Annotated in this window: 25 protein-coding genes and 3 pseudogenes; 21 read left to right on the top strand and 7 right to left on the bottom strand. The window is 39.8% G+C overall.

All coding sequences use genetic code 11. The features are described from left to right. Positions 1-47 precede the first annotated feature (47 nt). The 3 genes and pseudogenes from RCG23_RS01385 (at position 48) to RCG23_RS01375 (ending at position 3,679) form a co-directional block, all read left to right on the top strand. Positions 48-2,367: pseudogene (locus RCG23_RS01385) on the top strand (xanthine dehydrogenase family protein molybdopterin-binding subunit). Further along, a complete protein-coding gene (locus tag RCG23_RS01380; protein WP_308178261.1) occupies positions 2,364-3,209 on the top strand; it encodes an FAD binding domain-containing protein in 846 nt (281 codons plus the stop codon). Before RCG23_RS01385 ends, RCG23_RS01380 begins: the two are co-directional and overlap by 4 nt. After that, the gene (locus RCG23_RS01375; RefSeq protein WP_308178260.1) at positions 3,206-3,679 is read left to right on the top strand and encodes a (2Fe-2S)-binding protein; all 474 of its coding nucleotides are present in this window, start codon (positions 3,206-3,208) and stop codon (positions 3,677-3,679) included. Before RCG23_RS01380 ends, RCG23_RS01375 begins: the two co-directional genes overlap by 4 nt. Positions 3,680-3,836: 157 nt before the next feature. On the opposite strand, the gene RCG23_RS01370 is transcribed toward RCG23_RS01375, so the two are convergent. Further along, a complete protein-coding gene (locus tag RCG23_RS01370; RefSeq protein WP_308178259.1) occupies positions 3,837-4,001 on the bottom strand; it encodes a hypothetical protein in 165 nt (54 codons plus the stop codon). Between the two features lie 359 nt (positions 4,002-4,360). On the opposite strand from RCG23_RS01370, the gene RCG23_RS01365 reads away from it, so the two are divergent. The 9 genes from RCG23_RS01365 to RCG23_RS01325 all read left to right on the top strand — a co-directional run bounded on the left by RCG23_RS01365 (position 4,361) and on the right by RCG23_RS01325 (position 10,777). Beyond that, positions 4,361-4,999, top strand: a complete 639-nt coding sequence (locus RCG23_RS01365; RefSeq protein ID WP_308178258.1) for a pyridoxamine 5'-phosphate oxidase family protein — start codon at positions 4,361-4,363, stop codon at positions 4,997-4,999. A gap of 146 nt (positions 5,000-5,145) precedes the next feature. Further along, positions 5,146-5,706, top strand: a complete 561-nt coding sequence (locus RCG23_RS01360) for a GNAT family N-acetyltransferase (protein ID WP_308178257.1) — start codon at positions 5,146-5,148, stop codon at positions 5,704-5,706. Positions 5,707-5,710: 4 nt separating this feature from the next. Beyond that, positions 5,711-6,652: an aminoglycoside phosphotransferase family protein gene (locus RCG23_RS01355; RefSeq protein ID WP_308178256.1), complete on the top strand. Its 942-nt coding sequence runs from the start codon at positions 5,711-5,713 to the stop codon at positions 6,650-6,652. Further along, positions 6,649-7,110 (top strand): GNAT family N-acetyltransferase, encoded by a 462-nt coding sequence (locus RCG23_RS01350; protein WP_308178255.1) that lies wholly within the window; start codon positions 6,649-6,651, stop codon positions 7,108-7,110. The genes RCG23_RS01355 and RCG23_RS01350 overlap by 4 nt, the downstream gene beginning before the upstream one ends. A gap of 69 nt (positions 7,111-7,179) precedes the next feature. After that, complete coding sequence (locus tag RCG23_RS01345; RefSeq protein ID WP_308178254.1) at positions 7,180-7,749, top strand: GNAT family N-acetyltransferase; 570 nt, start codon at positions 7,180-7,182, stop codon at positions 7,747-7,749. A 162-nt stretch (positions 7,750-7,911) separates the two neighbouring features. Continuing rightward, positions 7,912-8,718, top strand: coding sequence for a class I SAM-dependent methyltransferase (locus tag RCG23_RS01340; protein WP_308178253.1), 807 nt, complete (start codon positions 7,912-7,914; stop codon positions 8,716-8,718). Positions 8,719-8,936: 218 nt separating this feature from the next. Beyond that, on the top strand, positions 8,937-9,404 hold the full coding sequence (locus RCG23_RS01335) for a hypothetical protein (protein ID WP_308178252.1): 468 nt from the start codon (positions 8,937-8,939) through the stop codon (positions 9,402-9,404). Positions 9,405-9,455: 51 nt separating this feature from the next. After that, a complete protein-coding gene (locus RCG23_RS01330) occupies positions 9,456-10,001 on the top strand; it encodes a GNAT family N-acetyltransferase (RefSeq protein WP_308178251.1) in 546 nt (181 codons plus the stop codon). Between the two features lie 53 nt (positions 10,002-10,054). Next, positions 10,055-10,777: a hypothetical protein gene (locus RCG23_RS01325; protein WP_308178250.1), complete on the top strand. Its 723-nt coding sequence runs from the start codon at positions 10,055-10,057 to the stop codon at positions 10,775-10,777. A 151-nt stretch (positions 10,778-10,928) separates the two neighbouring features. On the opposite strand, the gene RCG23_RS01320 is transcribed toward RCG23_RS01325, so the two are convergent. Continuing rightward, positions 10,929-11,486 carry a cysteine hydrolase family protein gene (locus RCG23_RS01320; protein ID WP_308178249.1) on the bottom strand — a complete coding sequence of 186 codons (558 nt, stop codon included), beginning with the start codon at positions 11,484-11,486 and terminating at the stop codon, positions 10,929-10,931. A 270-nt stretch (positions 11,487-11,756) separates the two neighbouring features. Between RCG23_RS01320 and RCG23_RS01315 the strand changes: the two genes are divergently transcribed. The 5 genes from RCG23_RS01315 (at position 11,757) to RCG23_RS01295 (ending at position 15,825) form a co-directional block, all read left to right on the top strand. Next, positions 11,757-12,464 carry a hypothetical protein gene (locus RCG23_RS01315; RefSeq protein WP_308178248.1) on the top strand — a complete coding sequence of 236 codons (708 nt, stop codon included), beginning with the start codon at positions 11,757-11,759 and terminating at the stop codon, positions 12,462-12,464. Beyond that, positions 12,464-13,204: a hypothetical protein gene (locus RCG23_RS01310; RefSeq protein WP_308178247.1), complete on the top strand. Its 741-nt coding sequence runs from the start codon at positions 12,464-12,466 to the stop codon at positions 13,202-13,204. Before RCG23_RS01315 ends, RCG23_RS01310 begins: the two co-directional genes overlap by 1 nt. 103 nt (positions 13,205-13,307) lie before the next feature. Further along, entirely contained in the window at positions 13,308-14,078 is a 771-nt protein-coding gene (locus tag RCG23_RS01305; protein ID WP_308178246.1) for a phosphotransferase, read from the top strand. A gap of 125 nt (positions 14,079-14,203) precedes the next feature. Continuing rightward, positions 14,204-15,175 carry a prohibitin family protein gene (locus RCG23_RS01300; protein ID WP_308178245.1) on the top strand — a complete coding sequence of 324 codons (972 nt, stop codon included), beginning with the start codon at positions 14,204-14,206 and terminating at the stop codon, positions 15,173-15,175. Between the two features lie 209 nt (positions 15,176-15,384). Further along, positions 15,385-15,825 carry a DMP19 family protein gene (locus RCG23_RS01295; RefSeq protein WP_308178244.1) on the top strand — a complete coding sequence of 147 codons (441 nt, stop codon included), beginning with the start codon at positions 15,385-15,387 and terminating at the stop codon, positions 15,823-15,825. Between the two features lie 597 nt (positions 15,826-16,422). On the opposite strand, the gene qoxD is transcribed toward RCG23_RS01295, so the two are convergent. The 4 genes and pseudogenes from qoxD to qoxA form a co-directional block, all read right to left on the bottom strand. Next, positions 16,423-16,719, bottom strand: coding sequence for a cytochrome aa3 quinol oxidase subunit IV (gene qoxD / locus RCG23_RS01290; RefSeq protein WP_308178243.1), 297 nt, complete (start codon positions 16,717-16,719; stop codon positions 16,423-16,425). A gap of 1 nt (position 16,720) precedes the next feature. Next, on the bottom strand, positions 16,721-17,326 hold the full coding sequence (gene qoxC, locus RCG23_RS01285; RefSeq protein ID WP_308178242.1) for a cytochrome aa3 quinol oxidase subunit III: 606 nt from the start codon (positions 17,324-17,326) through the stop codon (positions 16,721-16,723). Beyond that, a pseudogene (locus RCG23_RS01280) lies at positions 17,316-19,075 on the bottom strand (cbb3-type cytochrome c oxidase subunit I). The gene qoxC and the pseudogene RCG23_RS01280 overlap by 11 nt, the downstream one beginning before the upstream one ends. Positions 19,076-19,280: 205 nt before the next feature. After that, a complete protein-coding gene (gene qoxA, locus RCG23_RS01275; RefSeq protein WP_308178241.1) occupies positions 19,281-20,291 on the bottom strand; it encodes a cytochrome aa3 quinol oxidase subunit II in 1,011 nt (336 codons plus the stop codon). Positions 20,292-20,623: 332 nt separating this feature from the next. On the opposite strand from qoxA, the gene RCG23_RS01270 reads away from it, so the two are divergent. Continuing rightward, positions 20,624-20,926 (top strand): iron-sulfur cluster assembly accessory protein, encoded by a 303-nt coding sequence (locus RCG23_RS01270; RefSeq protein ID WP_308179942.1) that lies wholly within the window; start codon positions 20,624-20,626, stop codon positions 20,924-20,926. A gap of 116 nt (positions 20,927-21,042) precedes the next feature. Here RCG23_RS01270 and RCG23_RS01265 read toward each other — a convergent pair whose 3' ends face one another. Beyond that, positions 21,043-21,558 (bottom strand): hypothetical protein, encoded by a 516-nt coding sequence (locus RCG23_RS01265; RefSeq protein WP_308178240.1) that lies wholly within the window; start codon positions 21,556-21,558, stop codon positions 21,043-21,045. Positions 21,559-21,660: 102 nt separating this feature from the next. Here RCG23_RS01265 and RCG23_RS01260 point away from each other — a divergent pair, with 102 nt between their 5' ends. The 3 genes and pseudogenes from RCG23_RS01260 to treC all read left to right on the top strand — a co-directional run bounded on the left by RCG23_RS01260 (position 21,661) and on the right by treC (position 25,872). Next, positions 21,661-22,419 (top strand): Cof-type HAD-IIB family hydrolase, encoded by a 759-nt coding sequence (locus RCG23_RS01260; RefSeq protein WP_308178239.1) that lies wholly within the window; start codon positions 21,661-21,663, stop codon positions 22,417-22,419. Between the two features lie 302 nt (positions 22,420-22,721). Further along, entirely contained in the window at positions 22,722-24,125 is a 1,404-nt protein-coding gene (treP, locus tag RCG23_RS01255) for a PTS system trehalose-specific EIIBC component (protein ID WP_308178238.1), read from the top strand. 77 nt (positions 24,126-24,202) lie between these two features. After that, positions 24,203-25,872, top strand: a pseudogene (gene treC, locus RCG23_RS01250) (alpha,alpha-phosphotrehalase). Positions 25,873-25,875: the final 3 nt, after the last annotated feature.

The following is a 25,875-nucleotide window of genomic DNA, read 5'->3' as shown; positions in this document are numbered from 1 at the left end:
ATGCGGATACGTTTGAGGATTATCATGATTTGTTAAGGGGGAGAGAGTTGAAAACCGTCGGGAAGAGTGTGATTCGGAAAGAAGCGTTGGAAAAGGTGACAGGCCAGTCACGCTATACGAATGATATTCAGTTTACAGGTCTCCTTCATGTCAACATGGTCACCAGCCCTTTTGGCCATGCCAAAATAACCCGCATCCATACGGCTGATGCTGCCAGGATGGCAGGGGTCCGTGCCATCGTAACCGGTGGGAGCTACCCCCTCATCGGTGAAGCAATCCGTGACCGGCCCCGCTTGCAACCGGAAAGGTCCGTTATCATGGTGAACCGGTTGTTCTTGTAGTAGCAGATAATCCGTATCTGGCAAAAAAAGCAGCCGACTTGATAAAGGTTGATTATGAAAAGCTGCCAGTTGTGAATTCGCCCACGCAGGCCTTTCAGTCAGGGGCACCGCTAGTCCATGAACGTCTCGGGGATTACAAAAAGGATGAGGACAGCTACCCCGTACCAGGAACGAACATTGCGACACATGTGAAAATACGGAAGGGAAACATGGAGAATGCATGGAGTGAGAGTGAGGAAGTAGTAGAAGCCTCCTTCTCTTTGGCGCCATCCGATCACGTTGCCATGGAAACCCGGTGCTCCATTGCTGAAATTCAGCAGGATGGAAAAATCCTAATCACCACTTCCTCCCAGGCTCCCTATATGGTCAAAAGACTCATCAGTGACTATTTTGGTGAGGAAATTGGGAAAATCGTGGTCAACACTCCGCTCGTCGGTGGGGCGTATGGGGGAAAAGCTTCTGTCCAGCTTGAAATTTTGGCGTATCTTGCCTCCAAGGCGGTTGGCGGCAGGCCGGTTAAACTGCTAAATACAAGAGAGGAAGATATTTTGACATCGCCCTGCCATATCGGGCTGGATGCGAACATCAAGCTCGGTGCGGACCGCAACGGAAAAATAAAAGCCGCTGAAATTCGCTTTTTATGGGATGGTGGTGCCTACTCGGATAAAGCGATTGACCTGACAAGGGCAGGGGCGGCTGATTGCACAGGTCCTTACAATATAGAAAATGTGAAATGTGATTCCTTCTGCATGTACACCAATCACCCGTATGCAGCGCCTTTCAGGGGATTCAGCCATTCAGAGCTTTCGTTTGCGATTGAAAGGACGATGGACCTGCTAGCGAAGAAATTAGGAATGGACCCACTTGAGCTTCGTTTACTGAATGCCATTCTACCGGGTAATCGCACTCCTACAAGAGTTCTTTTAAACAGCAGCATTCTCGGAAATCTGCCAAAGTGCATCGAAAGATTAAGAGAATTAATCGACTGGGATGAAGGAGAAGTCATTGAGCTGGATGAACGGCATGTAAGGGTTAAAGGAATCAGCTGCAGCTGGAAAACATCCACGATCGATCCGAATGCCCCATCAGGTGTCATCCTGACCTTTAATCCAGACGGAACTCTTAACTTAATGTCGGGTGTGATTGAAATCGGAACAGCAACAAAAACCGTCCTTGCACAAATGCTTGCGGAACGTTTAAAAATGGACGTTGATCATATCTATGTCCGAATGGAAATCGATACTCAAACCACTCCGGAACACTGGAAAACGGTCGCCAGCCGTGGTACCTTCATGGCTGGAAAGGCATTGCTCCAGGCGGCGGACGATGTCATCCGCCAGTTAAAGGAGATCGCATCCATTGTATTAAAAGTCCCGGCTGAAGACCTTGAGGTGGCGGACAGCAGAGTGTTTCTGCGCGACGATCCGGATAAGGGGGTCCATTTTAAAGAGATAGCTTATGGCTATGAATATCCCAATGGCAATTCAATTGGCGGACAGATTACCGGGCATGGAAAATACATTCTAAGAGGGATGACCCATTTAAATCCGGATACCGGTGAAGGAGTACCCGGACCGGAATGGACTGTGACCGCTCATGGAGTTGAAATTGAGTTCGATAAAAGGGATTATACGTACAAATTATTAAAGGCTGTTTCAGTAATCGATATTGGCAGGGTTCTGAATGAAAAAGCGGCAGGGGCCAGGTGATGGGTGCGATGAGTATGGGGCTGTCGTTCGCCGGACGCGAAACCTTTGTGTTCGATGAACTGGGTAGGGTAATGAACCCGCAACTGAGGACGTATCTGCCGCTGCACTACAGTGAGCATCCGAAGTTTATGGTTGATTTTGTAGAAACGCCGCAGCTTGATGCCCCATTTGGAGCCCGAGGGGTCGGTGAGCACGGTCTGCTTGGAATGCCGGGGGCGCTAGGTAACGCTTTATCAAGGGCAGCAGGTGTTTCCCTTCATCATTTGCCGTTGACACCTGAGCTGATTTGGCGGTCGAAGGAGGGAAAACCCCGATGATTCCCTTTGATTTTGATTATTTTTTGCCAAAGACGCTGCAGGAAGCTATCTCACTTTTTCAGGAACAGGATAAAAAAGGGAAAAAACCTTACTATTATTCTGGCGGAACGGAATTGATTACTCTGGCGCGTTTGAATATGGCGTATACCGAGGCAGTAATTGACTTGAAAAAAATCCCCGAATGCAGAGCAATGGGGTTTGCGGATAATGTGCTGGTGGTGGGCAGCTCACTTTCCTTAACTGAAATAGAAGAAGCGAACCACTTTCCATTATTAACACAAACGGCAAGTGAAGTAGCAGACCATACATCTCGAGGCAAAATCACTTTAGGCGGAAATATAGGAGCGAAAATTTTTTACAGAGAAGCGGTTCTTCCCTTTTTGCTAGCTGACAGCATCGCCATCATTGCTGGTACGGAAGGGATAACGGCGCGTAAAATTGGCGAGGCATTTAATGAAAAGCTGCAGCTGAAAAACGGTGAATTCCTTGTCCAGCTGATTACGGAAAGAAAATGGATAGACGCCCCATTTGTACACATCAAAAGGCGGCAGCAATGGGAAACAGGCTATCCGCTTGTGACCGTGGCGGCGTTGAAAGGTGGAGATGGTATTAGGCTGGCGGTGAGCGGATTTTGTCCATTTCCATTCCGGTCGGAAAAAATGGAGGCAGCTTTAAATAATGAACAACTTGGTGTGGAGGAACGCGTGGCGGCTGCACTGAAAGTAGTACCAGAGCCTGTTTTGAATGATGTGGAGGGATCGAAGGAGTACAGAAGGTTTGTTTTGAAAAACGTACTCCATGATATCCTCGCTCGTTTGGGAGGAGTGGGTCTGAAGGCATGAAGGCACAAAATCTTATTTTAAAAATAAATGGAGAGGAAAGAAGTGTGACAGTTCGGTCGGCAGACACGGTGTTATTCATCTTAAGGGGAAGGCTTGGGATGACTGGTTCTAAGCCGGGCTGCTTAAACGGTGACTGTGGCGCCTGCACCGTAAATATAGACGGCTGGCCGATGAAATCGTGTTTAATGCTCGCTGTCGAGGCAGCCGGCAAGGAAATTACCACAATCGAAGGCTTGAAAGATACCCCCATTCAAAAAGCTTTCGTAGAGCATTTTGCATTTCAGTGCGGCTACTGTACACCTGGATTTATCATGAACTGCCACTCCCTCATCCATCATCACCCCGACGCTGATGATAAGAAGATTAAAGAATGGCTCAAATCGAATATCTGCCGCTGCACTGGTTATGAAGAAATTGAAACGGCTATAAAAGAGGTGCTAAAGGGAGGAGGAAGAGGAGCAGGTGAATGAAAGGAGGAAAGCAGAGTTTCAATGGCTACACGCGGGAATACGTGCATAAATGGTTCGAACTCATTTTTTTTGAAAAAATAAATGTAATCCGTATCAAAAATAAAGGCTTCCTAAAATCGGTCATCGTCAGACACGATTTAGGAAGCCTTTCTTTATACTAATGAGTTTGGATTGTTCTCAACTTTGATTTTCTTTTTCTTGTTTTCCTCTCAACCATTGTGAGTGGTTTGATTTTAAATAAATGCTTAACGGAAGCGGCTGTTTGTTTAGCTTCATTGATTGTGGAGGTGACTGCCTGCTTTTTATATTCGATATCCGCCATCAGCTCCTGTTGGTTTTGTGTTAAAACGGTTGTTTCAGCTTTTATCGAATTCGTTTTCTGTTGAACCCGTACAATTGTGTGATTAACCTCGTTTATTGCAGGCTTGTCTCTTTAAAGGTTTTGTAGGCATACCATCCAAGGAATGCCAGCGATCCAACAATAAGGGCAACGCTTAAGTAAACAATGAACATATTAGCTTGTCTCCCTTCAATTTCACTTGATGGTTTACTTTACCCTTTTCACAAGGAAATTAACGACTCCGAAAAGAATATCCAAATCCGAAAATTCAAAAAATGGATTGACAGGAGAAAATACAATAAGCCAAGATGGAAGTAAACTAATAATCCTGGGGGAAAAGAATGTTTAAAACGGAAACCTTTCAAAACATCATAAAGAATAAGGATGATTTGCGTGCGATCCTCGGAGCGCCACGTGAACTGGCTGAGAAAAAGGTCATTGACCATTTGGATAAGCATTGCCGTAATTTTATTTCGAAATCGCCGTTTCTCTTAATGGCTACCTCAAATTTGAAGGGAAAAGAGGATGTTTCCCCACGTGGTGATCAGCCCGGTTTTGTTCATGTATTGAACGAAAAACAACTGGTCATTCCTGAAAGGAAAGGCAACCGCAGGGCGGACTCTATGTTAAATATTCTAGATAATCCGAATGTTGGCCTTTTGTTTTTAATACCTGGCATGGGGGAAACGCTGCGGGTGAACGGAAAAGCTGTTTTGGTTCAAGACAATCATTTGCTGGAAAAGATGGCGGTAGAGGGTAACAAGCCTTTAATTGGGATTGGTGTAGAAGTGGAAGAATGCTTTATACACTGTGCCAAATCAACCATCCGTTCTGGTTTATGGAAGCCTGAAACATGGCCTGAAAAGGATGCTTTGCCATGGGCTGCTCAAATTCTTGCTGATCACGCTAAAATCTGTGGCCAAAGTGCAGAGGAAATTGATGTAAGCCTGAAAGAAGGCTATAAGACACGCTTATATTAATCGAATCATATTATCATAAGGTCAGGAGTGGCCAGCCTGTATGATCCACTTTAAGTCATAAAAACATAAGATACTGTCGCCCGGCAAATTGCTGGGTTTTTTACTTAAAAATTTGGTCAAACGAATTCACAAGGGAGAGGAACAAATTGAAACCAATATTAAAGGATTTTCCAACAGAGTTTACAACGGAACGCCTGCTGATCAGAATGCCGAAGCCCGGCGATGGGAAAGCGGTTTATGAAGCAATTCACGCATCTTTGGAGGAGTTAAAGCCATTTATGCCATTTGCCCATAAGGAACAGACCGAGCAGGATGTCGAAGCCAATATAAGAGAAGCACATGCAAAGTTTTTAACACGTGAGGATCTGAGGCTGCTCGTCTTTTTAAAAGAAACGGGTGAACTCGTCGCGTCTTCGGGTCTGCACCGAATCGAGTGGGAAGTGCCAAAGATGGAGATCGGGTACTGGATTGATTCACGCTACAGCGGAAATGGATACATAACAGAAGCAGTTGATGCCATCACTGAATTTGCCTTTAACCTTCTAGATGCACGCCGGGTTGAAATTCTTTGTGATGCGAAAAATATAAAAAGCCGAGCAGTAGCAGAAAGGCTTCAATTTAATCTGGATGCAATTTTAAAAAGTGATTCCGTTTCTGTGACAGGATCTGAACTAAGAGACACATGCATTTATTCAAAGGTGCGTTAATCCTATGAAAAAGCTAACTTGTGAAGCATTGCCGGAGAAGTTTAAAAATACGATTAGAGTCATCCATGGAGAGATGGGTGAGAAATGGCTCTCTGATTTTAATAGAATAATAGAATATTGCGAGCAGCATTGGTCGATTAAAATTCACTCGCCGTTTGAACTATCTTATAACTTTGTAGCTGCAGCGGAATTTTCCGAGGGCAAAGAAGCAGTTGTGAAGCTGTGTGTACCTGGACAGGAATTTCTGAATGAGTTAACCTCTCTTTTAATCTTCAATGGGAACGGAATGGTCAAGCTTTTAGATTCAGATGCAACCCGGGGAATCATGCTGTTGGAAAGAATTCGCCCTGGTAAGATGCTTTCAACAGTTGAAAATGATGAAAACGCTGCCCGTGTTGCTGCCAAGGTGATGGGAGAGCTTTGGACAGAAATTGAAGAAGACGTAACCTTGCCTTCAATTGCCGCAGACAGGGAAAGCTCCATGACAAGGATTGCTGGACAATATGAGAATGGACTTGGTCCGATATCGGGACAACTACTCCAGGAAGCAGCCGTTTTATTTCAATACATGAGCAGGACGTCCGAAAAACCTTATTTGCTGCACGGTGATTTACACCATTATAATATCCTGTCCAGTGGAGAGGATGGATGGATAGCGATTGACCCGAAAGGATTAATTGGTGAGCGGGAATATGATGTTATCCAATACTTGTTGAATAAATTGCCTAAAGTAAACGCGAAACCCATCATCAGTAAGAGGATTGATATATTTGTGGAAGAATTGGGATTGGATAAAGCACGGATTTTAATGTGGGGATATGGTCATTCGGTTTTATCATCCAGCTGGTCTGTTGAAGAGGGGCTAAATGAGGACTATTTAAAGACCATTAATGTTTTTAGTGAGTTATTAAGCGAAAATAACATTGTATTGAAGGAGATACTATGAAAATTACACGAACACGCGATTCTGAATTGGTCGCAAAATTAAACGAGAATGTCCAAAATGTCCATTCTGATTTATATCCTTCATTCTTTAAACCCTACAACTATGAAGAAATTAAGGATTTTTTTATAAAAATAATCGACAATCCTGAATTTATATTTCTCATCGCAGAAGATGAGGGAGAACCTGTTGGCTATGCGTGGATTGAAATCAAAACATATCCTGAAAGTGCGTTTAAAAAATCGTATCAATCAGTGTTTGTGTATCAGCTAAGTGTTTCTGCAGAGAAAATGAATAAAGGCTACGGAACAGCTCTTATGAACGAAATCTTTACGATTGCACGGAATCATAACGTTAAACGGGTAGAATTGGATTACTGGATCCAAAATGAACAGGCAAGCTCCTTTTATAAAAAGCTTGGTTTTGAAAAATATCGGGAGTTTGTTTATAAGGAAATTTAATTCGTTGGGTGATGAATATAAAACTATTAAACAAGCAAAATTATTAATATGCAGAGGTGTCTACTTAAGTTGAAGGATAAAATGGTTGTGCAGCAGATTGACTCAAAAAAGCTTGAGGGATATGCAGAGATTCCAATATCTTTTGAAGTGAAAAAAATACTTCAAGTGGAATTAGCAAACAACGGATTAGGTGGAATTCAACTCATTGAGCAGGATTGCACGCCATATATAAAGGATTATGACCTTGATGAGAATGCACATCCACTCAACTGGCCAGGACAATTTGACCTCGATAAATGGGGGCTATTTGTTGTTGTGAGTGAAGGTATGTATGTTGGTGGAGCAGCCATCGCACCCCAAATGACAGGAATGAAAAAAGATATGGCGGTATTATGGGATTTACGAGTCCATCCAGATTTCAGAAACAATGGTGTCGGTGGAAAACTACTTGATGCAGCCATTCTATGGGCTAAGGCACAAAATCACCCTAAAATTATGGTAGAGACGCAGAATATCAATGTCTCCGCATGTAAATTTTACTCAAGAAAGGGATTCTCTCTGGGGACAATTGATATTCAGGGATACAGTGATTCACCTGTGGAGAATGAAATTAAACTGCTGTGGTACATGGATTTATAACCATCAACTTTAAAATGCTTGAGAACAGAAGGGTGCTTAGTGAGCCATATTAAGAAAAGTAAGAATAACCACTGAGTTTTTTGACGCACAGGGTAGGTATAGAAGGATTTAAAGAACTTTTATAGAATTAATGGATAAAAAGGTAGAATTTGGGTGGATGTTATGAGTAAGATAATCCAATATTACAATCAGTTTGATGAATGGGGTAGGCTTGATCGTGAGCCAATAGAGTTCCAAGTGAACTGGCATTATATAAAAAAATATATCCCAGAAACAGGAAATGTGTTGGATAATGGTGCAGGACCAGGAAAATATGCATTAGAGCTTGCAAAAGAGGGTTACACTGTAACACTAACCGATTTAACTCCAAAATTAGTTGAAATTGCGGAAAATAAGGCAAAAGATTTTGGTTTAACAAAACATTTCAATGGCTTTTATGCAGCCGATGCAAGAGAACTTACTATGTTAAGAGATGAAGAGTTCGATGCAACATTAATGCTTGGTCCTCTGTACCATTTACAGGAAGAAAAGGATCGGATTAAAGCAGTTGAAGAATTAAAAAGAGTGACAAAAAAGAATGGGGTTGTTTTTGTCGCATTTATGCCAAGAATACGTCACATACTTACCTCACTTTTATCTCCTGAGCATTGGAAGCCTAACGATAATATGGATAATATTATTCAATTTTCTCAATCAGGTTGTTTTAATCACGCTGATGAGGGCCGTTTTACAGGTGCTTATTACTTTAATATTGAAGACATCAATCCCTTTATGGAGGCACAAGGATTTGAAACGTTGGAATTAATAGGTTCAAATGTTGGAGCAATTTTAAATAAAGATAATTGGAATTATTGGAGAAAGGGTACACAAGAAATAAATAAAATTATAACCTTAATAAAAGAAAGAGCATCAGACCCTCATATTCTCGGAATATCTTCTCACTTACTATATATAGGCAGGAAAAAATAATTTTACTATTTGTTTTTTTAAAACTAATTGGTGCTAGGGTTCAAGATTTATGCACCTAGTAATATCAAATCTAATTGCAGATGGCCAATCCATTAAAGAGAGAACTTCATTTTTATTAGGAGGAATCGCTCCAAATGCGGTTTTACTGAAAGAATTATCACATTTCTATAAAAGAGATGTAAAGATTAAAAAAATTATTTATCCGACAGGAGATGCAAATGAAAGTAAAAATATTATGGTTTTGTGGAATATGTATTTTTTTAGCACTTTCGGGTTGCTCGTTAATAAGTGAAACTGGCAAGATACCCGAAAATAAAGCCGCAGCAAATTCAGAAAAAATACATACCTCGGTGTTTAAGGGCGCAAAAAAAGTGGATGTGACTGACCTACGTGATGCTAATGGAAACATCGACCTTGTTGTGCAAACAGCAAATGCTCCTGGTATTGCAGCTCAAGATGTATTCAGCCAGACATATGATTTCTTGCAGCAGTCTGATATACAAGGCGCAAAAACGGTGACCGTAGGGATAGTTCGAAATGGGAGCAGGATTGTTCAACTTACCATTCATCCTAATTTATTTGTAGCAGGAGAGAACCACATTCAATCCGTCTTACAGGCTTCCGATATTGAACGAATGAGCCTTGAAGTTGAAACGTATGCGGACACTGTTAATTGGTGGGAGTAAAAAATAAATTAAAAATAAATGGTAAAATAAAACAGAAAGATGGGTATTGTAATGAGGGTTAATCAAAAAGAATTTTATATACATAATTTACGTTATATTGTGAGGTCTGCAGTAGAGAAAGATGCGAAAAATTTGTCTGAATTAAGATTGCAGATAGATGGCGAAACGGAAAATTTAGATAGAGTACAAGGCGAGGCATACATTGATGAATCTGGTTTTATACAACTAATTAAAGATGATACAGAAAGTATTAGTAATCTGTTTTTAGTTGCTGAAGTTAATGATAGAATTATTGGCTTTTCAAGATGTGAAGGGAACAAATTGAAAAGGGCTTCTCATAAAGTAGAATTTGGAGTGTGTGTATTAAAAGAATACTGGGGATATGGTATAGGAAAAAACCTATTAAAAGAATCTATTCATTGGGCAGACTCAAATGAAATTAAGAAAATAACTTTGAATGTTCTCGAAACTAATGATAAAGCGATAAAGCTTTATAAAAAATATGGTTTTGAAGTAGAAGGTATTTTAAAAAATGACAAAATTCTTTCTGACGGAAATTACTATAATACCATTTTAATGGGAAGGTTTAATGAATAAGAATTAGAAATCCGAACCCTAATTTATGATTTTCATATTTGAGGTGGAAACACGTGTCCGAAATAGCTCTCTTAACCGTTACACACGACCCACAAGGAAGAAATATTAAGCTATTTAATAAATTACAAAAAGATTTTGATGATATTTATTCAGAACTATTTATTACCATTAGCGAGGAATCATCAATAGAATTAATTAAAGAAATGGAAAGAAGTAAGTTTAATGTGAAAATTATCCCTAAAAAAGGAGTTGCACAGGCACGAAGAGAAGTATTGAATCTTGGGTTCTTAGGAAAAAGTCAATATTACCATTATTGTGACTTTGACCGACTATTAACTTGGGGGAAAAACCATTTAGAGGAATTAAAAAAATTGGTAGCTAATATTCGAAATTATGACTATCTTATTTTAGGACGTACTGAACGGGCGATGAATACTCACCCTTTGGAATGGATTGAAACAGAGAAGATTACAAATAAAATTTGTTCTTTCGAATTAGGTAAAGAGGTTGATATTACAGCTGGTTCTTGTTCTTTTTCTAGGGAAAGTGCAGAATTTCTAGTCCGATATTCAAAGGAAAAAATGACAGATGCGGAATGGGCAATGATTGTACATAGAATTGCTAAATTGGATGTTGGCTATATCCCAGTGGAAGGCTTAGAATACCAGGAAGAAACGAATGGAATTTCAAGGATTACCAGTGATTCGGAAAAATGGTTGGGACGTTTACAACTTAGTTTAATTATCAGTGAATCAGCAATGAAAATAGGTAAATGATTTTTATCTCTGAAATTAGACTGTTTCTCCAGTATGGAAAGTTATATAAGTATTTATGTTTTTTTATCGATGGAATGGTCGGGTTACTTAGCCCATGCTGCGCGTAACATAGCAAAAGCGGCACTAAAAACGTGCCGCTCTTGGATTAATATTACCTATAAGAGTCATGAGTTGGACGAAATAAATCTTCCTCTGTATATCTGACAACTGAAAAGTGTTCGACATTATCATGACCATGAAGGGTTCTATTATGATGCTTTATAATTAGTTCTGCACTTAAAACATCACTGTCTGTTGTTGAATGCCCATCACCGACTAATGTTACATCGAAACCACAAATAGTAGCTGTTCTGACTGCACTATCAATACAGTATTGTGTTTTACAGCCCATAATAACAACATGTTCAATCTGCTGAGTTTTTAAATGATTAAGAAGATCTGTTCCGTGAAAGGAATTTGTCGCAGATTTATCGAAAAACTTTGCATCCGTGGGTATAGTGATTTCGTTGTGAACTTGAAATCCTCCGCCTTTTCCCTCAGCAACATCGAGATCCCTTACAAACACAACTGGGACATCGGCTTCTCTTGCGTTTTCAATCACTTTATTGATATTTCTGATTAGATTTTCTTTATTAAAAACCGCACTTTCTTTTTGATTGCCATCAATTAATTCTTGTTGAGCATCGATGATTAATAATGTTTGATTCATTTGATTTTCCCCTTTCAAATTGTGGGGGAACGTTAAACAGCTAGATTAGTTAGACGTAATCCCCTTATAAATTTTCACGCTAACATTTTCTTTGTTTGTCATAATATCTACCCCCTATGCAAGGATTGTCTATAAAATTAATAATTTTTAGACTATTAAATTGTACCATATGGCTAAAACATAATTCATAAAATATTCCGTATTATCACAAAAATCTGTTTCCAAAACATTCCAAATACTGTAGAGTAAAATTAAAAAGGATTGAGTCTCTTGACGCTTGATGTCAATGTAATATCTTTAGCTGCGGAAATACTGGCATGGGCTATAATCGCCATGATTGTTTATCGTATATACAAAAGAAAACCAGTAAAGTTAACTGTATGGAAAATGATCGTTGTGTTTTTTGTTGGCCTTGGTTCGTTTTCGATAAAGTGGACAATCAATGATACTCTTATCAGTTTATCGATTTTACCGCTGGGTGTCTGGTTATTATTTTTAATTAAAGGGAGAAAGGAACGTTGGCAGTATTACCGATCCTTTGCCTGGTTCGGCTTTTTTGCAAATTATATTTTTTTAGCAACAAATTTAATAACAATTCCGCTGAAGGGTATCATATATCCCGAAGAAAATCTTTCATCCTATATTTCTGGTGTGGACCATGCTTCCGTAATTAAGATTCATCCCTCAGCAATAAACCGCTCCCTTAATAGAGAAAATCTAATTGATCAGCTCCCGAATATGAAGAAAAAAGCCATTTTTAGCGAAGAGTGGTACCGTGAAACAGTTATGAATGTAGAAAGCAAAAATAGAAGTGAAAGGTTTCCTTTCCTGCTTTCAGGAACCACACCTAGATTTGGCAGTGGCATCCATACTGTAATTTACGTTGAGAGGGATGGTAAAGGTTTATTAATATTGACACCGCAAAAGCAGCTCTATTTTCGCTCCAAGGATACGCTGCTGAAAGGGGCGAATCCTTAATGGTGAAACGAAAATTGGTTGGTATCGCAGGGTTAGTTGTGGTTATAATGGCAGCGATAACGATCTATTGGTTCTATTTTTCAACGCCTGGTGCTTTTCTTAAAAATGAACAAATGATCAGTGAGATAAATAATATTTTTCCAACAGCTGCTGTAAATGTGATTCAGGATACGATTCGCGTGGATGAACAGCATATTGCCGTACCTTTTATCTCAAAGGAAAATCGATACGGATTAAGTTATTGGGCATGGCAAAAACATAAGTGGAAGGTCCTTCTAATTGAAACAAGTGGAGAACCACGAGTTTGGAAAATTGATAGTAATGACCCTTCAACTTACACGATTGTCTGGAACATCCATCCTGATGACCGAATAAGCAATATAACGTTTTATTTAGATGGAGAAAGAAACTATCATGTAACAGACGGAGTAGAAAACTACTTTCCAAAAGTACAAATGGAGAAAAAGGTTCCAATTGGAAAGAACTCTTATGGAGCAATAAAACTTCCACGTGAATGGGTAACCCTTATGACTACTATCAATAAAGTAGAGTCCGCAAAGCAAACCAATTCAATATTTAGTAATCTAGTGCCTCAATCTGGCTTAGTTTTGGGCTGGACACCATATAACAAAAGTCATAAAGAGGCATTTCCGGGGTATACAGTCAACGGCGGCAGCTATGGTAATGGCAATATTGATATTGATTTTATAAGGGTATTAAGTGGCAACGAAATTGAATAATGCTATGATACCCTTCCGAAAAAATAAGCGTTAATAATCCAGCTGCCATTCTTGGTGGCTTTTCTTATTGAAGTAATATAAGTGAAAGGGTGGTGTGGAAACTATGAATAGACAATTACGTGAGAAGGTTGAGGAAATAATAGGTGAAATCAGAAAGGTAAAGGTATTGGATGAACAAGGGTGTACATCTGAAGTACTTCAAATTCATACAGATGGAGGTTCCTATTTTCTTAAAAGTTCGTTTAAGGAAAAATATCGAAAGTGGTTAAAGGCGGAGGCTTTGGTTTTAGAAAAGCTTAATGGCAAAAATCTGATTCCAGTTCCTAAATACTATGGTTTCATTGAGGGAAACAATAGTAGTCATATCATCATGTCATTTGAGAAAGGAATCACGTTAACTTCTGCTTTAAGGAAAGCGAAGACACAGAAGGAAAAGAGAAAGTTAATAACAAGCTTTGGAAAGTTTCTGTATCAGCTACATGAAACAACAATAATTGAATCATTAAAACATGAAAATGATTGGCTAGAGGAGCAGTTGGTTAGGGCGGAGGGCTATGTTAAAAATGGACAAGCTGAAGGCAGTTTACAACTTTTAGAGAAATTAAAGTCAGCTAAACCTCTGCCAGTACAGCAAACGCTTATTCATGGTGATTGTACGACTGACAATGTTCTTGTGATGGATGGGGAAGTAAGTCTTTTCATTGATGTTGCTGGCATCACAGTTGGAGACCCTAGGTATGATATATCCTTAGCGATTCGCAGTTTTGTTAAAAATGATGAATACAAAAAATCCTTTTACGAGGGTTATCAACTTTATACGGTGTCTATTGAAGAGTTTCAATATTTTGATGAAGGTCTTTATGAGTTTTTCTAAAAAACCTTATTGAAGGATTGTGTGTTTAAGTCGAAATTTTTACATAGCGATTGAAACTTTAGGATGCGATAATCGTAATAAGCATATGGGCACAAATATAAATTACAACCAGGGGGAAGAGGAATATGAATACAGACATTGGAGGAACAGGCGGAAGACCATCACCTTTCTTAACTAGAAAAAGGCAGATTTTTAGTCTGGTGGCTTCTTTTATTGCTATTTTAATACTTGTGATTGGATTTTTTACGCTTACAGAAAAGATTGAGCCCGGATATAAGGGTGTTGTTTACAGCTTAAATGGCGGCTTGAAGGATAAGGTGTTAGGGCAGGGCTTACAGTTCATTTGGCCTTGGGAGGAAGTGACTCAATATCCGGTTTCGACTGAAACGGTTTATTTAACTAAAGCTCACACCGAAGGATCTCCAGGAGATGACTCTTTTAATATAAATACGTATGACGGAAAATCAGTGAATGTCGACGTCGTTTATTCTTATAAAATGGAATCCAGTAAGCTTCCCCATATCTTTACGAAATTTCGCCGGCAGACCCATGAACAAATACAGGCTAGTTACTTAAAAACACAAATAAAGACGGTGATGCAAGAAGTTTCGACTAATTACTCTGTACTGGGTGTTTATGCCGAAAAACGCGATGAAATAACTAAAGAAATGCAGCGTCTTCTTACAGATCGTCTTAAAGTCGACGGCATTATCATTGAGAACTTTTCCTTATCTGATGTGCGCCCCGATAAGCAAACCTTAAAATCACTTCAGGCCATTGCGGATGCCCAAAATAAGCAGGAATTTTTAAAGCGGGAGCAGAAGAACAAGGAACAGGAAGCAATCAACGCGAAGATCGAGGCCGAGGGTAAAAAGAAAGTAGCAATCGTAAATGCCGAAGCGGACGCCGAGCAGACAAGAATCAGGGCCGAGGCTCAGGCTAAAGCTAACGAGCTGCTGACAAAATCAATGACACCCGCGATCATTCAGGATAACTGGATTAAAAAATGGAATGGTGCCCAACCGTATGTGAACGGCGGTTCTAATTCAATTATTCAGATGCCGGCAGATTTGTTTAAACAGGATACGAAAAAGTAAATTTCTTTGAGGTTCCCCACCTTTAGGAAGACGTTCTCTATTCGAGTAGAAAATGGTGAATTTCATAGTTAATAGCAACATAAAAAGCATGGAGATTAGCACTTTTAATCTTCAGGCTTTTTTATACTTGAATTTACAAAAAAAGGGATTAATATTTTCAATATCGAATATAAAACGGAGGTTTTATAACTATATTGAGGAGGACTTACATGAGAAGATTAGAGTATGAAGACTGGGAACAAAAGTGGAATGACTTATATGAGAAATTAGAACGAGAAGGTTATAAAAATTTAACTCCTGATGAAAGATTATGGTTTAACGTTAGAAGTGTAATAGATGCAATAAATAGTGGTGGAATATCAAGCTACTATGTAAATAAATGGTTTGAAAATATGGATGATACATTTGAAGACTTAGAAAAACTGAATGCGAACAATGTTATTGAATTGTTGAAACATGTAAATGAAAAATTACCTACAGGGACTCTTCTTAAAGATGGAGATGAAATTAGTGATATTTTTGCTGACTTAGATGAACAAAATGATGATTTCAATGATTTTATAGAAGAATTGAATGACAAATTTGCAGATGAAATAGAAGAAGAACTTGAACTTAAATTAGACCAAGTTGTAATGCAATTATTGAAATAAAGGGTATAAAGGTTAAAGAAATATATTTATAAAGGAAAAATGTAAAGGATATATAACCTTTGCATTTTATTTCATGTAGATAATATCTTTCAAGTCGTACACCTTATCCGTTAAGCCGATTCGTTGTATATGGGTTCAACTATACTCTATTTTGAACATCATGAAAATCTAGATTTGCAGGTAGAATTAAAAGCCAGGACGAATAGAGGAGAACATGCAGGAAAAGGTTTTAAGGTGAGAATGTTGAAATGGTTTTATCAAATTAAAAGGCTGTTTTCGTAAATTTTGTTGCTATTTAGAGTGAATCAGATGGTTGATAAAGAAGTTGATTGGAGCGGAAGGTGCGAGATCCTCGAAAAGGCTATCGCATTTCCTTCGTGCGGTGTAGATTCTAGGAAGCTAATTCAACGTCCTGCGGGATCAGTGGGACAGGTGAGACCCCGCAGTCGCTTCAGCGACGAGGAGGCTCACCGCCCACCCCGCGGAAAGCGAGCATCCTGAAGCGGAAATCAACTACTACTAAAAACAACAATCTTTTAGAAAACAGCCAATTAAAAACAGCCCGCTCACCGATGAGCGGGCTGTTCCAATCTATTACTACATCCCAAATGACATGACCCAGATGGATCCTGCAACTGTAACTATTGCAATAAAGAAGGCAAAAAGGATATTGACGGTATTTGATTTTTTGTCTTCGCCTTCATTCATATGCATGAACATATAAAGCTGAAGAGCTGCCTGGACGATGGCAAGCGAGCCGATGATCCAGACAATTGTTTTTACAGGTAAATCAGTTTTCAATGCAACTCCTACTGCTGCAAAAGTTAGTACAAGTGATAGTAGGAAGCCGAGGACGTGGCTTAGTGGAAAGCCTTTTGAATGTTGTTTTTCCATTTTAGCCCACCATCCTTGCTAAATATACGAATGTGAAGATAAAGATCCAGACAACGTCAAGGAAGTGCCAGTACAGCCCGATGATGAACGTCTTACGTGCCGTAACAGGAGTTAATCCTCTTCTGAAAATCTGAATAATGACCATTGTAGCCCAGCCAATACCCATACTTACGTGAAGTCCGTGGGTACCGAGCAGAACGAAGAAGCTGGATAAAAACGCACTCGTCTGCATGGTAGCACCTTCATGTACATAATGGATAAACTCATTAATCTCCATTCCTACAAAGCCTGCGCCAAGCAGAAGGGTAATGATTAACCATGTTAACAAACCATTACGGCTGTGGCGGCGCATTTCATGGATCGCAAGGCCACAGGTAAAGCTTGATGTCAATAGTAGAAGGGTTTCGACCATAATCCCTTTTATTTCAAATAAATCATGTGGAGTAGGACCTCCAGCATAACGGGCTTTCAGTACAGAATACGTTGCAAAAAGGGTAGCGAACAGGACGATTTCAGCGCCAAGGAAAATCCAAAATCCCAGGATGTTCATACGGTTCTGCTCGGTTTGGTATTCGAGCGGCAAGGAAGTATTCACATTAGCCGACATGATTATTCACCCCTTTTTTAATTTTACGCCAAGTGCTTTCTGTTTTCTTAATTTCATCGATGTGAACATGGTAGCCGTCATTATAATCAAATGAGCGGTAGATCAATCCAGCTAGAATACCGACTGCAGCAATAAGGGCAGCCAATTTCCATTCGAAAACAAGGAAGAAGCCGGCAACACCTATCACGGATGCCATTATGATTGGCTGGCCGGAGTTGCTAGGCATGTGGATTTCTTCAAGTTCATCTTCGTTCAAATCAAGGCTTTCTTTATTTTTCTTCATGTGCCAGAAAGGATCAAGTGATTTAACCTCTGGTATTTTAGCAAAATTGTAATGCTGAACTGGCGATGCAGTCATCCACTCAAGTGTTCTTGCGTTCCAAGGATCGTTTCCAATATTTCTTTCTGCATATCGTGCACTCCAGTAAATGTTATAGCAAAGGGCACCGAAGCCGATCGCCAAAATAAACGCACCGATTCCAGAAACCAGGAATAATGGAGAGAAGCCTGATTCAGCTGAATAAGTGTAAGAACGTCTAACCGCACCTTTTAAGCCAAGGAAGAACATCGGCATAAAGGTTAAGTTAAATCCGATCACAAAGAACCAGAAATGGATCTTACCAATTTTCTCGTTCAGCATATGGCCAACATTTTTGGCCACCAGTAATAAAGTCCTGCGAATACCGCGAAAACAACACCAGGAATCAATACATAGTGGAAGTGGGCTACTAGGAAAAGAGTGTTATGGTACTGGTAATCAGCTGCGCCCATTGCAAGCATAACACCTGTAACACCACCGATAACAAAATTCGGTACAAAGGCAAGTGCCCAAAGCATGGCAGTTGTAAATTGAATGCGTCCTTTACGCATCGTAAACAGCCAGTTAAACATTTTAACACCTGTTGGAATCGCAATCATCATTGTTGTAATCGAGAAGATGGAATTGACTGCCGGTCCTGCACCCATTGTAAAGAAATGGTGGACCCAAACAAGCATACTAAGAATCGCAATACCTACAATGGAACCGACCATTGACTTATAACCAAATAGTGATTTTCTTGAGAAGGTAGCAATAACCTCTGAGAACATACCGAAAGCAGGAAGAACAACGATATATACCTCAGGATGTCCCCATAGCCAGAACAAGTTTACCCACATCATATCCATACCGCCGCCACTTAACGTAAAGAAGTGCGTTCCGAAGATACGGTCAAATGTCATCAGTGCAAGTGCTACCGTAAAGATTGGGAATGCCGCAACGATGATGACAGATGTAATTAACGAAGTCCAAGTGAACATTGGCATTTTCATTAGTGTCATACCTTTTGCGCGCATTTTTAAAACCGTAACGATAAAGTTAATCCCGGTCATTAAGGTACCGATACCGGCAATCTGAATCGCAACAGCGTAATAGTTGTTTCCGATGCCCGGGCTGAATTCTTTCCCGGCAAGAGGGAAGTAAGCTGTCCAGCCCGCATCAGGCGAACCGCCGATAACAAACGAAATATTAAACAGCATCGCACCTACGAAGAACAGCCAGAAGCTGAGTGCATTCAGCTGTGGAAACGCAACGTCACGTGCACCAATTTGAAGCGGAATGACGACGTTCATTAAACCAATCAGGAATGGCATTGCCATGAAAAGAATCATGATGACACCGTGAGTGGTGAAAATCTCATTATAGTGCTGTGCATTTAAAAATTTCTCTTCAGGTGTTAGTGTCTGCACCTTCATGAGGATACCGTCCATGCCGCCACGGAAAAACATTAGGACACCGGCAAGGATATACATTATCCCAATTCGCTTATGGTCAACCGTTGTCAGCCATTCACGCCACAGCCAGGTCCATTTTTTGAAATAGGATAACCCTGCGACAATTCCGAGCATTGTAAGGGAAATGGCGATTTGTGAACCGATGATTAACGGGTCACCGCCAATTAAAATTTCATTCCATTTAATGCCCATCGTGCCCACCTCCATCTTTATTGCCATCCATATTCATAGAATCATCCATCTTCATGGAATCGTCCATCTTCATTGAATCATGGCTTTGGTCTTTTTCTTTATATTTGAAAATATGTCCCTGGTATCCATGCACTTTGTACATTTCAGGGAATGTATAAGTCTTGGAGTTCATATCTGCATGATTAATCCAGACAAGATGATCGCCGTTAAATGTCAATCTTCCAAGATGTGTTGGTTTAAGCAAGTTAATGTATTTCTTTTCTGTCAGCTTAGGAGCCGTTCTCTTCACATCTTTAACCCATTTTTCAAAGGCTTGAGGAGATTTTGATTCTACTTCAAACTCCATATCGGCATAGCCCTTACCGTTAAAGTTTGTATTTCTTCCTAAGTATGAGCCTGGTTTGTCAGCAACCAGATAAAGTTGTGTTTCCATTTTACTCATCGTGTATTTCTGTCCGCCTAAGGCAGGAACCCAGAAGGATTGCATCGTTCCGGCAGATGTCAGCTTGAACTTAACAGGGGTGCCTGCAGGAATGTTAACATAATTGACTGTTTCAATTCCTTGTTCAGGGTAGCTGAAAATCCATTTCCAGTCTGCAGAGGTAACATTAATCGTAATTGGTTTTTTATTTTCGTAGCCCTTAGGCACTTTTTCAAGATTATAAATCGATTTGACGGTAGGAATAGTCAGTGCAATAACGATGATAATAGGGATAACAGTCCAAATAATTTCAAGTGCAGTGCTGCCATGTTCTTCTGGCGGCTCATAGTCCTTGTTTTCTGGTCTTTCCCGGTATTTCCAGACAATGTAACCAAAAAGGCCGAATACAACGACAACAACTAGCGCCATTAAAACAAGCGACCAGTTAATTAAACCAAGAATTTCTCTTGCGGCAGGTCCCTGAGGCTCGAAAACGACCATATTTGTATCACAGCCGCTCAACAATAGCATAGGTACCAGCGCCATGAACGAAATCCAAAATCCTTTCTTCGATTTCATTCCTTCAGCTCCTCTCAAAAATAAAGAATTATATGATTATTCTAAAATAGTTGTGAAAGTGTTCACAATCGAAATCGGATTAGTGGACCAACAATCGAGGTTAACACTACGTGTATGATGATAACATGAAATCTTGAATATAAATGTGACAAATTTAGTAAGGATATTTCATCCTTTTAAGTAGTTACAATGGAAAATGAAGTCTTTTTTCTTGACAAAATTATTTGAAATGTTCTTTCACAAAAACATTTTGGGCAAGCATGACTTTCGTTTTTCTATACAAAATATGACATAATGAAGGTAGACTAAAAACAAGATAGGAGGTTTACATGATGAAATGTAAAATTAACCGCAATGCTGCCAAGGTTTTAAAAGAGATGCTGTCTAAGCCAGAAGCGGAAGGAAAGATGGTCCGTGTAATCATAACCCATATGCACGGAGACCATGCTCATTATGAAGTTAAATTAGATACTCCAAAAGAGCATGATGAAGTCGTCAAGACAGATAAGGGCATTGATATCCTTCTCGATAAACGTGAAGAGTTTTTGGATGGGGTCTGGCTTCAGTATTTTTACGTCCCTCGCGAAGAGTTTGTCATAACTAACCCTTCAAAGGCACATACACATCGTCATTAAAAAGAGCCGGAAAGTTTCCGGCTTTTCATATGTAATTACGAAATGGATGTTTACGATTACACTTAATGGTTATTTTAATAAAGAAAAAAAGACTAAGCTCTCAGTCTCAGTCTACCTTACAATTTAATCTGCCGGCCACTATAAGATGAATGGTCTTTTTTTAAGTAAGATCCTGTAATTACATATAAGACAAGAAGGAATACCATCCCAGCAAGATTCGGTATAGTAAGATTTAAGCGGTGAAAAATTTGTTCATAATGGTTAATTGGGGTTATGTATGCAGCAAGAGAGATTGAAGCTAAAAGCCCGATAGCAGGCAATGCAATCAAGGATTTTTTCACCTTTCGTGAAAGAGAAAAGGTGTAGTAATAAATGGCGCTCATAGCCCATAATACAGCTGCCAGCCAGGCATGTGAGAGCCGGATATAAAACTTGGTCTTCAAATAAGTTGTGATCAGTATAGTAATGATGATAACAGCGATAAATGGTGCGAGCCGTGCGAATTTTAGAATGTTATCAAGTCTGTGCTTTTCATTAATCTCATTTACATTAGCGTGCTGGTGCAGGTTCTTTTTTGTTAGAAACAGAACAGCACAACAAACAAGGCCTGCTGAAAGAAGAAAATAAGACATTTTCACATTTCCTTTCTATGCATTTAAAATAATAATTCTATGTCTAAGGAAAAACTCCTGCTTTATTACAACGATGACTTAACACAAAAGGGGATTACAAAATTGGAAAATTACTTGAACGATTTGGATATAAAATTGATTGCACTGGATATGGACGGGACGCTTTTGAATGAAAAAGGGGAAATTTCAGAGGAGAACCGCAAGGCGATAGCGGAAGCGCAGCAAAGAGGAATTTATGTCGTATTAAGTACGGGAAGATCGATTGCTACCTCCCGTGAGCATGCAGAATCTCTACAGCTTTCTTCTTTTTTAGTCACAGTTAATGGAAGTGAAATTTGGGACGCGAAGGGTGAATTAGTTGAAAGAAATATTGTGAAATCGGATTCGGTAAAGTGGATGTGGGAGCTGTCACAAAAGCACGGCACTAAGTTTTGGGCAACTGCTATTGATAATGTCTGGGATGAAAAGATGCCGGAAGATATCCTCTCAACTGAGTGGCTTAAATTTGGATTTGTTGCTGAAGACGATAGGATAAGGGAAGAGATATTAAAGGAGCTTCAAGAAAGAAGCGAGTTTGAAATCAGCAATTCCAGCCCTATTAATATTGAAGTCAATGCACTTGGAATTAATAAAGCAAAAGGACTAAAGACTGTATGCGAGAAACTTGGAATTGAATTAAAGAATGTCATGGCAGTTGGTGACAGTCTGAACGATATCGCCATGATCACAGAGGCAGGGCTTGGAGTTGCAATGGGCAATGCACAGCAGACCGTCAAGGACGCAGCAAACTGGGTAACTGCTACAAATAATGAAAATGGTGTTGCACATGCAATCAAAAAATTAGTGTTAAAGGAAGAATAAAAATCGATGCTCTTCATGTAAATGAAGGGCTTTTTCAATTTCAAGTTCATTTTATAAAACTTTTTATTGACCTACATGTATATACAAGTTATTATATCACTATAACTTGTATATACATGATAAAAATGAAAGCGTTATTTTTGAAAGCTTAAGAGAGAAAATTTTTTGAAAATAAATGAAAACCTTTTCTTTCCCAAGCTTACGAAGGGCATCCAAGGGTAAACGTAAATGAAAGTTATTTCTTTCATATAATTGTTCACTTTTAGGCTGCGAAGGCTTTTAATTCCAAGGGGGTTTGTAAAATGGATTTGCGTCAACAGGCAGGACAAATTCTTGAAGCAATTGGCGGCAAGGAAAACATCTCGGCTGCCACACATTGTGTAACTCGGCTGCGGTTTGCTTTAAAGGATGAAGAGAAAGTCAACACAGAACAACTGGAGAATATAGACGTTGTAAAGGGCTCATTTTCCACAAATGGACAATATCAGGTGGTAATTGGACAGGGAACGGTGGACAAGGTATATAACGAATTGACGGATATCGCAGGCCTTGGGCATGCGACGAAGGATGATGTCAAAACAGCTTCTGAGGAAAAACTAAATCCTTTGCAGCGTGCGATTAAAACATTAGCAGACATCTTTTTCCCTATCCTGCCGGCAATTGTTACGGCTGGTCTGCTTATGGGAATCAACAATATTCTGACAGGGCCAGGGATTTTTTATAAACAGCCATTTATTGAAGTACATCCTTCTTGGGCTGATTTTGCGGGCATGATCAACCTGATTGCGAACACTGCGTTTGTGTTCCTGCCTGGTTTGATTGGCTGGTCAGCAGTTAAAAAGTTCGGCGGGAATCCGCTGCTTGGTATCGTACTCGGATTAATGCTCGTTCATCCAGATCTTCTGAATGCATGGGGTTATGGTGAGGCCTTAAAAGCAGGAAAGATTCCACATTGGAATATCTTTGGACTGCAAATACAAAAAATAGGTTACCAAGGCCAGGTATTGCCAGTATTACTTGCTTCTTATGTTTTATCAAAGATTGAAATTTTCTTGCGTAAAAAAATACCTGATGCATTCCAGTTATTGCTTGTAGCACCAATTGCACTTTTAGTTACTGGCTTTTTATCTTTTATCGTTATTGGACCGATTACGTTTGCAATCGGAAATGCACTTACAAGCGGTTTAACTTCTATTTTTGATACATTCCCAGCGCTTGGCGGTTTAATTTACGGTGGATTATACGGTCTGCTTGTTGTAACAGGCATGCACCACACCTTCCTTGCTGTCGATATTCAGCTGATCGGCAGCACAGGAAGCACGTTCCTATGGCCAATGCTGGCATTATCGAATATCGCTCAGGGTTCAGCTGCGTTTGCGATGATGTTTGCATCGAAGGATGAAAAGCTAAAAGGTTTATCTATGACCTCTGCAATTTCAGCATGGCTTGGGATTACAGAACCGGCAATGTTCGGGGTCAACCTGAGATTCAGATACCCATTTATTTCGGCATTAGTGGGATCCGCTATCGCGGGCTTATTCATCACAATCAACCATGTTCGTGCTACCTCGATTGGTGTTGGCGGCCTGCCAGGATTTCTGTCGATCTTCCCGAATAAATGGGGCGTCTTCTTTATCGGAATGGCAATCGTACTAGTGGTGCCTTTTGTTTCAACATACTTAATCGCACTTAGAAAACGTAAATAAATATACTAAGAACTCTAGCAGCCATGTAGATTTACTGGTTGCTATTGTTCTAGAAAAAGGAACTGGTGGTGCAGCTTATGAATCAGCCATGGTGGAAAAAAGCAGTGGTTTATCAAATTTATCCCAAAAGTTTTCGTGATACGACGGGGAATGGTTTAGGAGATATAAATGGCATTATTGAAAAGCTCGATTATTTAAAAAAACTCGGAGTCGACGTCATTTGGTTAACGCCAATTTATGATTCCCCGCAGCGTGATAATGGCTATGATATCAGCGATTATTATCACATTTTTGAAGAATACGGGACGATGGAGGATTTCGATCTTCTTTTAAAAGAAGCCCATGACCGTGGAATTAAAATATTGATGGATATTGTGGTGAATCACACTTCTACAGACCATAAATGGTTCAAGGAATCAATGTCCTCAAAAGATAATAAATTCCGCGACTATTATATTTGGAAGGACAAGCCTACAAATTGGGATTCCAAATTTGGCGGTTCAGCATGGCAATTGGACGAAAAAACGGGTCAGTATTATCTCCATTTGTTTGATGTGACCCAGGCCGATTTGAACTGGGAGAACGATGAGATGCGTCAGGACATTTTTAAAATGATGCATTTTTGGCTCGAAAAAGGTGTGGATGGTTTTCGCCTTGATGTCATCAATCTCATTTCGAAGGACCAGAGCTATCCAGATGATGATGGCAGTGTAGGTTTAGGAGATGGACGCCGCTTTTATACGGATGGCCAAAAATCCATGAATATCTCCATGAAATAAATCGGGAAGTCTTTTCAAAATATGACATGATGACGGTTGGCGAAATGTCATCAACTTCGATCGAAAATTGTATTAAATACACGCAGCCGGAGCGTAAGGAATTGGACATGACGTTTAATTTTCACCATTTAAAAGTCGACTACCCGAATGGTGAAAAGTGGACAAAAGCTAAATTTGATTTCCTTGCATTAAAACGCATTTTGTCACAATGGCAAACAGAAATGCATAAGGGGGGCGGCTGGAATGCACTTTTCTGGTGCAATCATGACCAGCCACGTGCCGTTTCCAGATTTGGTGATGATGGAGTTTTTCGGGTAGAGTCTGCGAAAATGCTGGCCACAGCGATCCATATGATGCAGGGAACACCGTATGTGTACCAGGGGGAAGAAATCGGGATGACCAATCCTGGTTTTGAAAGGATTGAACAGTATCGCGATGTTGAATCACTGAATATGCATCGAATTTTACTTGAAAAGGGATTGCCTGAAAGCGAAGTAATGGATATTTTAATGCAAAAATCGCGGGATAATTCACGGACACCAATCCAGTGGGATGCAAGTGAGCATGGCGGCTTTACGAGCGGCGAACCATGGATAGGGACAGCAACCAATTACCGTGAAATCAATGCAGAGTCAGTGTTGAATGACGAAAACTCTATTTTCTATCATTATCAGAAGCTAATTCAGCTCCGCAAGGATTTTGACATTGTCACAGAAGGGGATTATCAGCTGATCCTGGAGGATGACAGAAAGATTTTTGCCTACCTAAGGAATTGGAGTGATGAAAAGCTCCTTGTTATTAACAATTTTTATGGAACGGACGCAGACTTCGTGGTACCATCTGAATTAGGACTCAATGGATTGGAAAGTGAAATATTGATTTCCAATTACGGTGATTCACCAAAGGCATTTGAAAAAATGACACTGCGTCCATATGAGTCGATTGTCTATCACTTAAGAACGAAATAATAA

The sequence above is a fragment of the Neobacillus sp. PS3-34 genome (genome assembly GCF_030915465.1).
GTDB lineage: Bacteria > Bacillota > Bacilli > Bacillales > Cytobacillaceae > Neobacillus_A.
The sequence above is the reverse complement of the archived record's forward strand: the minus strand, read 5'-3'. Positions and strand labels throughout refer to the sequence as shown.